This is a genomic window from Pseudomonas anatoliensis (genome assembly GCF_017976235.1).
Taxonomy (GTDB): domain Bacteria; phylum Pseudomonadota; class Gammaproteobacteria; order Pseudomonadales; family Pseudomonadaceae; genus Aquipseudomonas; species Aquipseudomonas anatoliensis.
On sequence record NZ_JACVHC010000001.1, the window covers coordinates 332109 to 345460 of the forward strand.

Sequence of the window (13352 nt, forward strand, 5' to 3'; positions counted from 1 at the left end):
CCACCGCCATCGCTGGCAAGCCAGCTCCCACAGGGATCTCGAGTGTTCCTGGATTTTGTGGGCACCACTGAACACTGTGGGAGCTGGCTTGCCAGCGATGGCGGACTTACATTCAACAATGATGTTGACTGACCCACCGCAATCGCCAGCAGGCTGGCTCCCACAGGTTTCGTTGGAATGTACAAAATCCGGTGTCACCGCAACTCACTGTGGGAGCTTGCCTGCAAGCGATGGGGCCGGTCGTGTCACTGCAGGGAAACCCAGTCGAAACACGGTCATCGCCCCCGGCAAACTCTTCACCTCGGCCACGCCCTGATGCAGGCTCATGATCGAGCGCACGATTGCCAGCCCCAACCCGGTGCTGCCCTGCGAGCGCGAGCGGCTGCTGTCTACGCGGTAGAAGCGATCAAACAGATGGGGCAGATGCTGCGCCTCGATCCCCGTACCGGGATTGCTCACCAGCAATGAAGTCTGCGCCGCAGCTTGTTCAATCATCAACGTCACGGTTTTGCCGGACGGACAATGGCGCAGCGCGTTGGACAGCAGATTCGATATCGCCCGCTGAATCATCAACCGATCCCCAAGAACCGAAGCACTGCCGACCACGTTCAAATGAATGTCCTTGTCCTGCGCCGACAACGAAAACATCTCAGCCACTTTCGCCGCCTCAACCTCCAGCGCAACCGGCTCAAACGGTGCCAGCGCCGACGGGTGGCTGACCTGCGCCAGAAACAGCATGTCCGAAACAATCCGCGCCACGCGCTCCAGTTCTTCGGTGCACGAGACCAGTACGTCCTTGTATTCCTCGGTGGTGCGTTCGCGCGACAGCGTCACCTGCGCCTTGCCCATCAGGTTATTGATCGGCGTGCGCAACTCATGGGCCAGATCATCCGAAAACTGCGACAACTGCTGCACCCCCGCATCCAGGCGATGCAGCATGAAGTTGATGCCCTGCGCCAGTTCGCTCAACTCTTGCGGCATGTTCACCACCGACAGCCGATGATCCAGATCCTGGGTCGAGACCATCGCCGCCACTTTGCGAAACTCGCGCATCGGCGCCAGCCCACGCTGCACCGCACCCCAGGCGCTCAGGCCGATGAAGATCAGCAGCAACGGCAAGGCAATCAGCGTCGAGCGCAGATAGGCACTGAGCAAGGCCTCATCGTGGGCGTTGTCCATCGACAGCAACACAGGTACGCGGGCGCCGCCCTTGAGGCTGATCAGCCTCGACGCGGTGAGGAATTTCGCGCCCTCGGCATCGGTGCCGCTGGAGTAGGTCAAATCGTCGGTGATCGCCCGCACAACCCTCAATTCAAGGCGCGAATCGGCCATGCCAGTGCCGGATTTGAGCAACGGCGTGCGCAAATTGTTGCGGTCGTAAATCGTCAGTGTGAGGTTGTCATGGCCCATGACCTGATCAAGCAGGATGTGCGGTTTAGCGCCGATTTCGCTAGTGTCGGCATACAACGAGAGGCTGTGTTCAACCTGTTCCATCTTCTTTTTCAGACTGTCTCGAGAGAGCGCATTGAGCTCATGGGTCAGGGCGAAATACGCGAGGATCGCCAGAAACACCACCAGCAGCGCGCCGAGAATACTCACCGTCAAACCCAGGCGCATCGACAGGCTGGCCGGCTTCATTCACGCGCCTCCAGCACATAGCCGACACCGCGCAGGGTGTGGATCAACTTATTGTCGAACGGCTCATCGATTTTGGCCCGCAACCGCCGGATCGACACCTCGACCACGTTGGTGTCGCAATCGAAATTCATGTCCCACACCAGCGAAATGATCTGCGTGCGGGTCAGCACTTCGCCGGACTGGCGCATCAGCAAATGCAGCAGGGCGAATTCCTTGGTGGTCAGGTCGATACGCTGCTGGCCACGAAAGGCGCGGTGCCGCCCCGGATCAAGTTCCAGATCAGCGACTTTCAGCACCTGCGGCACCGGGATGTTTTCGCTGCGCCGCATCAATGTGCGCACTCGCGCCAGCAACTCGGGAAACTCGAACGGCTTGACCAGATAATCGTCCGCGCCCAGGTCGAGCCCGCGAATCTTGTCGGCCAGCCGCCCGCGCGCGGTGAGCATCATCACCCGTGTCGAATGGGTGCGGCGCAACTGCTCCAGCACGCCCCAGCCGTCGAGTTCCGGCAGGTTGACGTCGAGAATGATCAGGTCATAAACCTGTTGTTGCGCCAGATGCAAACCGTCCGCACCGGTGGTCGCGTGGTCAACAATATAGCCACTTTCGGTCAAACCCTGATGCAAGTATTCGGCAGCTTTAAGCTCGTCCTCGATGACAAGGATTCGCATGATCTATCACCACTTTTATTTAATGGATATTTAATTAAGGCGGCCCCTCACCCTAACCCTCTCCCGGAGGGAGAGAGGACTGAGCGCGGGATATTTCAGAACTACGCCGACGTGAGAAAACATTAATGAATCCATAATCGACTTGATGTAACAGGTCGATATATAACGCCAGACACTTCGGTCGGCTCCCTCTCCCACCGGGAGAGGGCTGAGGTGAGGGGAAGTCCGGACAATAAAGGTTGTAGTGACTATAGGGTCAACCGCCAAGCGCTTTAAAACGGTGCTCTGCGACAGTCGGCCGCAGCACAAGCCACAAAATCCGTATGAGTTTGATTCCCGCAAGTGCTGTTCAGCAGATAACTACCGTGTTTTTGTTTCGATGTATTTCGATAAAGCCGCTAGCACTTCGCATCCTAAAACAAAACAACTTCGGCAAACCGTGGATAACGGATTTGTAATCTTCCAGTCACCTTGTCGATAAGTTCAAAACCCTACCGTGGCGGCATCAAAGATTCTTGATTAAAGGAAGTCTACCATTGCCCGGTTTAACCGAACTGATGGCGCGATCACGCCTGAAAAAAATAGCCGGCGGCATTCTGTTGCTGGCCACTGCAAACCTTGCGCTCGCATCGACCCTGACTCTGGAGCAGGCGCTGCAAACCGCGTTCGCCGGCAACCCCGATCTGGCCGCTGCCCAATGGGAAATCGGCATCGCCGAGGGTGATCGCCAGCAGGCGGGGCTGATCCCCAACCCGGAAGTTTCGTGGGAGGCCGAAGACACCCGCCGCGATTCACGCACTACTACAGTGATGCTCAGCCAGCCGATCGAGTTGGGCGGCAAACGCGGCGCGCGCATCGATGTTGCCAGCCGCGCCCAGGACGCTGCCGGTATTGAACTGGAGCGCAAGCGCAATGCCTTGCGCGCCGATGTGATTCAGGCGTTCAACAACGCCCAGACCGCACAGCAGCGCTTGCAGTTGTCGCGTCAATCCCTGCAACTGGCCGAGCATGGTTTGCGCGTGGCGCAGGGCCGTATCGAGGCGGGCAAATCCTCGCCGGTCGAAGGCACCCGGGCGCAGGTGCAGCTCTCCGAAGTACGCCTTGAACTGAGCCGCGCCGAACGTGATCAGGCCAACGCTTATCAGCAACTGGCGCAGGTCATGGGCGCACCGTTGCCAAACTCGACCAACGTAAAAACAGCCACGCCAAACATGCCCGCAGTGCCACCGCCGAGCCGTCTGCTGGACCGCTTGAACGAAACCGCCGAGCTGCGCCTGGCCAAATTGCAGATCGATCAGCGCGAAGCCTCGTTGGGGCTGGAGAAGTCCCAGCGCATTCCCGATCTCACCGTCAGCCTCGGCAGCCAGTACAGCGAAACTGAGCGCGAACGGGTCAATGTGGTCGGGCTGTCGATGCCAATTCCGCTGTTCAACCGCAATCAGGGCAACGTGCTGGCGGCCGCGCGACGCAGCGATCAGGCGCGCGATCTACGCAACGCCACCGAGTTGCGTTTGCGCACTGAAATCCAGACCAGTCTTGAGCAATGGCAGACCGCCAACGGCGAAGTTCAGGCCTTCAATCAAACCATCCTGCCCGCCGCGCAAAGTGCCGTCGACAGCGCCACTCGCGGTTTCGAAATGGGCAAGTTCGGCTTTCTCGACGTGCTCGATGCGCAACGCACCTTGATCAGTGCGCGTAGCCAATACATCCAGGCGGTCAGCGAAGCCACCGACGCCCGCGTACGCATCGAACGGATTTTCGGCGAGCTCGCCGTCAGCCCTTGAATTTCATCTTTTTCAACACTGCGCGATGGCACGGCGCAGAGGAGTTTCCATGGATAAAAAACTGATTGTGGTCGCTGCGGCAACCTTGGCCCTGGGCATCGGTATCGGCTCGATGTGGCCGGGCAATGCGTCTATCGACGCCCACGCGGATGAAGGGGCGGAACATGCCAATCACGCTGAAGAAGGCGCCGCCGCCGACGGCGACCACGGCGAAGAAGGGCACATTGAATTGAGCGCCGAACAGATCACCGCAGCCGGCATTCAACTGGCCGAAGCGCGGGCGCAAACCATCAGCCTGGGTTTACCGTTCCCCGGTGAAGTGCGATTCGACGAAGACCGCACCGCCCACGTCGTGCCACGCGTGCCCGGCGTGGTCGAGTCGGTGTCGGTCAACCTCGGGCAGTCGGTAAAGAAGGGGCAATTGCTGGCGGTCATCTCCAGTCAGCAGATCTCCGACCAGCGCAGCGAGCAGGCTGCGGCGCAACGCCGTTTGGCCTTGGCGCGCACGACTTATGAGCGCGAAAAGACGCTGTGGCAGGACAAGATTTCTGCCGAGCAGGATTTTCTTCAGGCGCGGCAAGCCATGGAAGAAGCGGAAATCGCCGTGAACAACGCCCGGCAAAAAATCAGCGTGCTCAGCGGCAGCGTGGTCGCCACCGGCGGCAATCGCTATGAACTGCGTGCGCCGTTCGACGGTGTCGTGGTGGAAAAACACCTGACGCCGGGGGAGGTGGTGGATGAAACCACAGCGGCTTTCACGCTCTCCGACCTGTCGCGGGTTTGGGTAACGTTTGGCGTGTCGCCCAAGGACCTGACCAAGGTGCAGGTGGGCAAAACCGTTACCGTTAGCGCGCCGGAATTGAATGCGCAAGTCACCGGCAGCGTGGCTTACGTCGGCAGTCTGCTTGGCGAACAAACCCGCACGGCGACCGTGCGCGTCACGTTGGAAAACCCGCAAGGTTCGTGGCGACCGGGGCTGTTCGTCACCGCGCTGGTGGCCACCGACAGCCGTCAGGCGAAAGTGGCTGTACCGGAAAACGCCATCCAGACCGTCGAGGAAAAACCCACGGTGTTCGTGCGCACCGACGATGGCTTCAAGGCGCAAACCGTGGAACTGGGTAGCCGCGCAGGCGGTTTTGTGGAAATCACTCAAGGGTTGGATGCGAACGCGCAAGTCGCCAGCGCCGGCAGCTTCGTCCTCAAATCGGAACTGGGCAAAGCCTCAGCCGAGCACAGTCACTGATCCCGGAAGACTCCCATGTTCGAACGCCTGATCCAGTTTGCCATCGAGCAGCGCATCATCGTGCTGCTCGCCGTTCTGCTCATGGCCGGGCTCGGCATCGCCAGTTATCAAAAACTGCCGATCGACGCCGTGCCCGACATCACCAACGTCCAGGTGCAAATCAACACCGGCGCCGCCGGGTTCTCGCCGCTGGAAACCGAGCAGCGCATCACCTTTCCGATTGAAACCGCCATGGCCGGTTTGCCAGCGCTGGAGCAGACCCGTTCGCTGTCGCGTTCGGGGCTGTCGCAAGTCACGGTGATCTTCAAGGACGGCACCGACCTGTTTTTCGCCCGCCAACTGGTCAACGAGCGTTTGCAGATCGCCAGGGAGCAATTGCCCGAAGGCGCGGAAGCTGTGATGGGGCCGATTTCCACAGGCCTTGGGGAGATTTTCCTGTGGACGGTCGAAGCCCGGGAAGGGGCGCTGAAGGACGACGGCACGCCGTACACGCCAACCGATCGGCGGGTGATTCAGGACTGGATCATCAAACCGCAATTGCGCAACGTGCCGGGTGTGGCCGAGATCAACACCATCGGCGGCTTCGCCAAGGAATATCAGATTGCGCCGGACCCGAAACGGCTGGCCGCGTACAAACTGACCCTCACCGATCTGGTCACCGCGCTTGAGCGCAACAACGCCAACGTCGGCGCTGGCTACATCGAGCGCAGCGGCGAGCAATTGCTGATTCGCGCGCCGGGGCAAGTGGCGAGCACCGAGGATATTGCCAACATCGTCATGGCCAATGTCGACGGCACACCGATCCGCATCAAGAACGTTGCCACCGTGGAAATCGGTCGCGAACTGCGCAGCGGCGCAGCCACGGAAAATGGCCGTGAAGTGGTGCTCGGCACGGTGTTCATGCTGATCGGCGAGAACAGCCGTACCGTGTCGCAAGCGGTTGCCGACAAGCTCGAACAGATCAACAAATCCCTGCCCAAAGGCGTGATCGCGGTGACGGTTTATGACCGCACGCACCTGGTCGACAAAGCCATTGCCACGGTGAAGAAAAACCTCATCGAAGGCGCGATTCTGGTGATCGCGATTCTGTTCCTGTTCCTCGGCAATATCCGCGCGGCGCTGATTACCGCGATGGTGATTCCTCTGTCGATGCTGTTCACCTTCACCGGCATGTTCAGCAACAAGGTCAGCGCTAACCTGATGAGTCTGGGGGCGCTGGACTTCGGCATTATCGTCGACGGCGCGGTGGTGATCGTCGAAAACACCCTGCGCCGCTTGGCTCACGCGCAGCAGCGTCACGGGCGATTGCTGACGCGATCCGAGCGTTTCCATGAAGTGTTTGCGGCGGCGAAAGAAGCGCGGCGCCCACTGATTTTCGGCCAGTTGATCATCATGGTCGTGTACCTGCCGATCTTCGCCCTGAGCGGCGTAGAAGGGAAAATGTTCCATCCGATGGCGTTCACCGTGGTCATCGCGTTGCTCGGTGCCATGCTGCTTTCGGTGACCTTTGTTCCTGCGGCGATTGCGCTGTTTGTCACCGGCAAGGTCAAGGAAGAAGAGGGCATGGTGATGCGCGGTGCACGTCGCGTTTACGCACCAGCTCTTGCGTGGGTCATGTCTCATCGCACCGTGGCAATCGGTGCGGTGGTGGGCGTGATTGTGCTCAGTGGTGTGCTGACCAGTCGTATGGGCAGTGAGTTTGTGCCGAGTCTCAGTGAGGGGGATTTTGCCCTGCAGGCCTTGCGTGTACCGGGCACCAGCCTGACGCAATCGGTCGATATGCAGCAGCGTCTGGAAACGCTGATTCTGGCGAAAGTGCCGGAAGTCGAGCGCGTGTTCGCCCGCACCGGCACCGCCGAAATTGCCTCCGACCCGATGCCGCCGAACATCTCCGACAGCTACGTGATGCTCAAGCCGAAAGAGCAATGGCCGGACCCGGACAAGTCCCGCGAAACACTGATGGCCGAACTGCAAGCCGCCGCCGCCACATTGCCGGGCAGCAACTATGAGCTGTCGCAACCGATTCAGTTGCGCTTCAACGAACTGATCTCCGGCGTGCGCAGTGACGTGGCGGTGAAGGTGTTTGGCGATGACATGGACGTGCTCAACGCCACGGCAGCGAAGATTGCGGCGGCGATGCAGAAGGTCAATGGCGCATCCGAAGTCAAAGTCGAGCAAACCACCGGGTTGCCGGTGCTGACCATCAACATCGATCGCGACAAAGCGGCGCGTTACGGGCTCAACGTCGGCGATGTGCAGGACACCATTGCCGTGGCCGTGGGTGGGCGTCAGGCCGGGACGTTGTATGAGGGGGATCGGCGTTTTGACATGGTCGTGCGTTTGTCCGATGCCATGCGCAAAGACATCGAAGGCTTGTCGTCGCTGCTGATTCCGGTGCCGGCGGTGAATGGCGCGGCGGATCAGATCGGCTTCATCGCGTTGCAAGAAGTCGCCAGCCTCGACTTGGTGCTGGGGCCGAATCAGGTCAGCCGCGAAAACGGCAAGCGCCTGGTGATCGTCAGCGCCAACGTGCGCGGGCGCGATATCGGTTCGTTCGTTGCCGAGGCGGGCGAAGTGATCGAACGTGATGTGCAGGTGCCGGCCGGTTACTGGACCAGTTGGGGCGGACAGTTCGAGCAACTGCAATCGGCGGCCAAGCGCTTGCAGATCGTGGTGCCGGTGGCATTGCTGTTGGTGTTTGGATTGTTGTTCATGATGTTCAACAACCTGAAGGATGGCTTGCTGGTGTTTACCGGGATTCCGTTTGCGTTGACCGGCGGGGTGATGGCGCTGTGGTTGCGGGATATTCCGCTGTCGATCTCTGCCGGAGTCGGATTCATCGCGCTGTCGGGTGTGGCTGTGCTCAACGGCTTGGTGATGATCGCGTTTATTCGTAATTTGCGGGAGGAGGGGCGGTCACTCACGGATGCGATCAACCTCGGAGCACTGACGCGATTGCGGCCGGTGTTGATGACGGCGCTGGTGGCATCGCTGGGCTTTATTCCGATGGCACTCGCGACCGGCACCGGTGCCGAAGTGCAACGGCCATTGGCGACGGTGGTGATTGGCGGGATTCTGTCCTCGACCATTCTCACACTGCTGATCTTGCCGGCGCTGTACCAACTCGCCCATCGCCGGGATGAGGACTCAATGCCCACCTGATTGTGAACACAACCCTGTGGCGAGGGGATTTATCCCCGATGGGTCGCGCAGCGGCCCCAAAAAAGCAGGCCTGCTGCGCAGTCCATCGGGGATAAATCCCCTCGCCACAGGTATTGCAGCAGGCTGCTCAGTGGTGGGGTAAGGCCAGATAACGGATATGTAATTTCCCCGCCACCGTCCCGATAGGTTCGGATTGTTACCTTGATCCCGTCAGCTACTTAAACGAGGAATCAAACATGAAATTCGCCCAGATCAGTGCCTTCACCGCAGCGTTAGTGATGTCTTCCCTGGCCATGGCCGAAGGTGGCGGTGACCGCACCTTCGAAAAAATGATGACCGCCAATGACCGCTCCGTGGAGCTGTTCGTTACCCGGGAACAGGCCGTTGGTAATCCGGTCGTGGTCAATGAAAAGAAAGATGACAAGACCCAAGACCTGTAAGCGTGTCGCAACTGAACAAGCCCGACATCGCGCATCGATGCCGGGCTTTTTTATGGAGGTTATAAACATGAAATTGATCAAGTGGATAGTGTTCGCCGGGGTGCTGGCAATGTCGCTGAATGTGCTTGCCGAAGGTGGTGGTGACCGCGCGTTTGAACGCGCACTCAGCGCCAACTCCAAAGCCATGGAGCAATACGCCGCCAACCAGGGCAAAGCGCCGCCAGTGGTGAAGGAATACGCATACGGCATGAAGCTGGATGTGGTGAAAATCGTCAGCGTCGTCAAGCCGCCGGCTACTTGCGCCGTGGTCCCCACCGTCATGACCTACGAAGATTCGACGGGCCAGCTCAACACCCTCAGATACACCGTGGCCGGCGAATGCCGCCAGCGCAGCTGATCTGCCAACGATCAGAACACGGTCCCGTGTAGGAGCTGCCGAAGGCTGCGATCTTTTGATCTTGATCTTTAAAATCAAAATCAAAAGATCGCAGCCTTCGGCAGCTCCTACAGGGGAGGATTTCGATATGACGATGTGTATTTCGATTCGGGATGTTTAAAGGGTGTGTGGGAAATACAGAACCTTCCCACAATGTTTTCAGGTTGTCCGTCGGACGTCGGCTCTCTAGCCTGTGTGGGTCGCTGCCAAATCAGCGATCGGGATTGGAACCCCGGACCACCCGAAAGCGCAAAACTGGCTTTCATGACGTATGCTTGCGCACCTTGATGGTGTGCACTCCGTTATGGCGGCTGTGCGCGGGAGACTTCGAGTCTGTCGGGTTTTGTCTGGTGGCCCGGGTTCCAACCTGCGTACAGCTGCCACCCTTCGATTGGAACCGAATGGGCCAGCTCCATTGCCACACCGGAGTTTCATCATGAAAAAGCCAACACCCAATCCGCCCGAAACAACCGTCCCTGCGGACGCCAATACAACGTCCCCCTACGCTTGCGAAGACACCCGCAAACTCCACGAAGCCGCCGACCGCGCCCTCGACTTCTACCTCAAACCCACCGCCGCCATCATGGCCACGCCCTACGTCCAGAACCAGATGTTCCAGGTCAATCCCACCGCCGACACCGAATCCCTGCTGGCCAACGCCAGCGAATCCCTAGGCTCGGCCAGCGTCATGCTCGGTGACTTCGCCGCGCTGCTGGAAGGCACGCATCGCAAGACGATTCTGGGCATCGCCCAAGTCGTCATGCTCGGCGAACTGGCGGTGAACAGAGCGCTGGATAACGTCGAGCCTGCGGTGTAGGCACTGAGCCACGTGGCGAGATTGGTTATCTCTCGCCACATCGTGGCGCACGCAGGTCAATGTTCGAATACAACGGAGGCAGGTCAATGCCTAGTCCAACTGAACTCGATGTGATTACCAATCCCTTTTCAAGCTATCGAAGTACGGATCAAAAGAAACGGCATGTGATTGATCTCGCAGCCTTCACGTGTCAACAGACGAATCCGGTAGCACAGCTATATCTTCTCGATGACGTTGCATTTAGCGCATTCGAACAGGCTATTGAAGCCAACCCGGCCCGAAACAACTTGTGCTTATGCCAACTGAAAATTCGTCGAAAACGGTGGAGCTGAAAGTAAACGTAGCTCGGTGTGCTGCCGGACAGCAGGGATCACATGACGCCTGGAGATCGTGCAAGTCGTCATGCCAGGCGCACTGACGGTGATTGATACCTGTAAACCATGTCCTGGTCTCAAACTTAAAGGATGTACCCGGTCTTTACCGTGAGGGCTGCTTTCCTGCCCTGGAAAACCGTGCCAAAGCTAACGCATAAAAAAGGCGCCCCAAAGGACGCCAAAAAATTCACCTCTTTCCAAAGGAGCAAGGAGCTTCTAAAGGTGAATGTGCATTGCTCGTGAACTCAGAGAATCGCCAACGGATACTCGACAATCACCCGCACTTCCTCCAGGTCCGACTCGAACGCCGTGGCGCGGGTGGTGGCCTGGCGCAAACGCAGTGACATGTCCTTCAACGAACCACTCTGCACCACGTATTTGACTTCGATATCCCGCTCCCAACGCTTCTGATCCGTCAGCGGATTGCCCTCGGCATCGCGGCGCATGTACACGATGTTGGCGTTGGAATAATCGGCGTCGGTGCCGCGGCCGTAGCGAGTCATGAACGACAAACCGGGCACGCCATGGGTGGTCATGTCGAGGTCGTAGCGCACCATCCACGAACGTTCTTTTGGCGAGTTGAAATCGCTGTACTGGATGGAGTTGTCGAGGAAGATCGAGTCGGACTGGCGCAGGTAATCGAAATCGTCGTTGCCGTTGTTGCGCTGGTGGGAGACGGCGACGGAATGCGCGCCGAGTTTCACGCCAACCCGGCCGCTCCAGATGTTGTTGTCGAACTCGCCGAGCAGTTGTTTGCCCTCGTCGACAGCCTTGTAGTAATTCAAACCACCAAACAGCGACAGGTCATCCGCCAGCGGATATGTCCACGCGGTGCCTGCGTAATACTGGTTCCAGGCATCTTTGAGACGACTGGAATAGAGACTGACGCTGAGGTTCTTATTCAGCACATAGTCACCGCCGCCATACGCGATCCACGGCGAATTGACCGGGCCTGCATAGAAGGTCGCGAAGTTCTCCCGCATGTCGCTCGACACCGGTTGGCTCATCGCATGCAAACGACCACCTTGCACCGAAAGACCTTCAATACTGGTGTTGGTCGCCGTCACACCACGAAAACTCTCTGGCAGTAATCGTGAATCACCTGCTGCGACCACCGGGTTGGCGGGGAACACATCACCCACCTTGACCACCGTATCGAACGCCCGCACTTTCGCGGCACCCCCGACCTTGGTGTATTCGTCCCGTGCCTCGCCGTCACTGTTGACCAGCAGCACGTCGAACGAACTACGGCCACCGTTGCGCCCATCACCGGTGTCGAGCTTCAAGCCGATCATGGCAAACGCATCGACTCCGACCCCGACGATGCCTTGAGTGAAACCTGACTCGAACTTGCTGATCACCGCATGCGCCCAGGCTTCTGAGTAGCCATTGCCGGTAGGACTGGACTGGCCGTTGCGGTCGTCACGATTGAAGTAGAAGTTGCGGTTGAGCACCGTCAGGCTGCTGCCTTCGATAAAGCCTTCGGCTTTTTCTTCTGCAAACACCATGGACGGCCCGGAGCCAACCACCACCGCTAAAGCGGCCATCGACATTTTTGTATTGTTAACCATCAAACACTCCTTGGGTTCGGCAGAACGGGAACGTGCTTCGGCGTGGGTTTTATTGTTCGACGGGCAAGCGCCCGCCGGCATGGTCGCCGGGTAACATCGTTGCAAGCTGCGGATAACGCCAAGGTGATGAGGGAATTACAATTTCGTCATGTGCGTTTGGTTTGAACTCAATCGGTGTATGGGATTGTTTGTTTCCTCGCTTTTATCGGAATCCTTTACCAGATGAAGCTTGGTGGTCCGTAGTTTGACTTTGCCTTCGCGCTCATCTGCCAAGGATTTCAAGCCGTCCAGTAGTTCGGAAAAAATGTCTCGTTTCATTGTTCCTCCGTGCCTCGATTGATCTTTTCAGCAATTACTGAGGATAGAGAAGTGCCTCAATTCTGGCTGTAGGACGAACCTGACCTTCTTGCAAGAGCTTTCGGTAGAGCAACAAAGAGACTTCGCAATTGACGTGTCGGAACAATCCACAGCACTATCCGATCATGACTGCCCACCACCGAATGAACATGATGTGCGCCTCAATGACCGCTTCCGGCGGGCCATAAGGTCATACGTGTTTGTCATTTGACGTGTACCCGAAGCCCCGCCAGAAATGGACGGGGCTTTTTCGTTCCCGTCCGCACATGGCTCATGGAGAGAGAAATGTTCGACATCAGAAGAGCCACCGCGAATGACGCCCAAACCGCATTCGACATACGACGCATGGCGATCAGGCATCAATGCATCGGTGCCTACACCGAGCAGCAAATGCACGACTGGACCAAGGGTTCGGCTGAGGACGGTTACGACACGCTCATGGAAAAGCATTTCTATCTGGGCTTCGTTGAGGGCGAGCCCGTGGCAACCGGAATGCTTGATCTGGAGCACCGTGAAATCGGTGCAATCTTCATTCATCCGGATTTCATGCAGCGTGGACTGGGCAAACACGTTTTGCGCTTTCTCGAAGATCTGGCAAGGGAGCTGGGGCTGGCAGAGGTCTGCCTGGACGCAACGTTGAACGCTGCCGATTTTTACCGGCGCTGCGGTTACATCGGGGAGGGGAGTGCGATTTACCAATCGCCTTCGGGTCTGCAACTGGCGTGCGTGCCAATGGTGAAGAAACTGTGATGCCATTGTAGCGAGGGAGCTTGCTCCCGCTGGGCTTAGCAATGCTTTCAAGAATGGAGGTGGAAGCGGCGACCTAAAAAAGGCGCCCCGAAGGACGCCAAAAGATTCA

10 protein-coding genes and 1 pseudogene are annotated in these 13352 nt (G+C 58.3%); 7 read left to right on the forward strand and 4 right to left on the reverse strand.

All coding sequences use genetic code 11. The features are described from left to right. Nucleotides 1–204 precede the first annotated feature (204 nt). Together ICA16_RS01435 and ICA16_RS01440 are read right to left on the reverse strand one after the other, a co-directional pair. Complete coding sequence (locus ICA16_RS01435) at nucleotides 205–1638, reverse strand: heavy metal sensor histidine kinase (protein WP_210699749.1); 1434 nt, start codon at nucleotides 1636–1638, stop codon at nucleotides 205–207. Then, nucleotides 1635–2309 carry a heavy metal response regulator transcription factor gene (locus tag ICA16_RS01440; protein ID WP_150604162.1) on the reverse strand — a complete coding sequence of 225 codons (675 nt, stop codon included), beginning with the start codon at nucleotides 2307–2309 and terminating at the stop codon, nucleotides 1635–1637. Before ICA16_RS01440 ends, ICA16_RS01435 begins: the two co-directional genes overlap by 4 nt. Nucleotides 2310–2845: 536 nt before the next feature. On the opposite strand from ICA16_RS01440, the gene ICA16_RS01445 reads away from it, so the two are divergent. The 6 genes from ICA16_RS01445 (at nucleotide 2846) to ICA16_RS01470 (ending at nucleotide 10191) form a co-directional block, all read left to right on the forward strand. Next, nucleotides 2846–4093 carry a TolC family protein gene (locus ICA16_RS01445; RefSeq protein WP_210699750.1) on the forward strand — a complete coding sequence of 416 codons (1248 nt, stop codon included), beginning with the start codon at nucleotides 2846–2848 and terminating at the stop codon, nucleotides 4091–4093. Nucleotides 4094–4142: 49 nt separating this feature from the next. Then, entirely contained in the window at nucleotides 4143–5336 is a 1194-nt protein-coding gene (locus ICA16_RS01450; protein ID WP_210553074.1) for an efflux RND transporter periplasmic adaptor subunit, read from the forward strand. Between the two features lie 15 nt (nucleotides 5337–5351). Next, nucleotides 5352–8498, forward strand: a complete 3147-nt coding sequence (locus tag ICA16_RS01455; RefSeq protein WP_210699751.1) for a CusA/CzcA family heavy metal efflux RND transporter — start codon at nucleotides 5352–5354, stop codon at nucleotides 8496–8498. A 236-nt stretch (nucleotides 8499–8734) separates the two neighbouring features. Continuing rightward, the gene (locus ICA16_RS01460; protein WP_210699752.1) at nucleotides 8735–8938 is read left to right on the forward strand and encodes a co-regulatory protein PtrA N-terminal domain-containing protein; all 204 of its coding nucleotides are present in this window, start codon (nucleotides 8735–8737) and stop codon (nucleotides 8936–8938) included. Between the two features lie 67 nt (nucleotides 8939–9005). Then, nucleotides 9006–9335, forward strand: coding sequence for a DUF2790 domain-containing protein (locus ICA16_RS01465; RefSeq protein ID WP_210699753.1), 330 nt, complete (start codon nucleotides 9006–9008; stop codon nucleotides 9333–9335). Nucleotides 9336–9810: 475 nt separating this feature from the next. Continuing rightward, the gene (locus ICA16_RS01470; RefSeq protein WP_210699754.1) at nucleotides 9811–10191 is read left to right on the forward strand and encodes a DUF6124 family protein; all 381 of its coding nucleotides are present in this window, start codon (nucleotides 9811–9813) and stop codon (nucleotides 10189–10191) included. A gap of 619 nt (nucleotides 10192–10810) precedes the next feature. Here the strand turns inward: ICA16_RS01470 and ICA16_RS01475 are convergent. Together ICA16_RS01475 and ICA16_RS28145 are read right to left on the reverse strand one after the other, a co-directional pair. Next, nucleotides 10811–12136, reverse strand: a complete 1326-nt coding sequence (locus ICA16_RS01475) for an OprD family porin (RefSeq protein WP_210699755.1) — start codon at nucleotides 12134–12136, stop codon at nucleotides 10811–10813. A 213-nt stretch (nucleotides 12137–12349) separates the two neighbouring features. Continuing rightward, nucleotides 12350–12454, reverse strand: a pseudogene (locus ICA16_RS28145) (transcriptional regulator); the annotation flags it as partial. 324 nt (nucleotides 12455–12778) lie between these two features. Between ICA16_RS28145 and ICA16_RS01480 the strand changes: the two are divergent. After that, nucleotides 12779–13243 carry a GNAT family N-acetyltransferase gene (locus ICA16_RS01480; protein WP_210699756.1) on the forward strand — a complete coding sequence of 155 codons (465 nt, stop codon included), beginning with the start codon at nucleotides 12779–12781 and terminating at the stop codon, nucleotides 13241–13243. The last annotated feature ends 109 nt before the right edge of the window (nucleotides 13244–13352 follow it).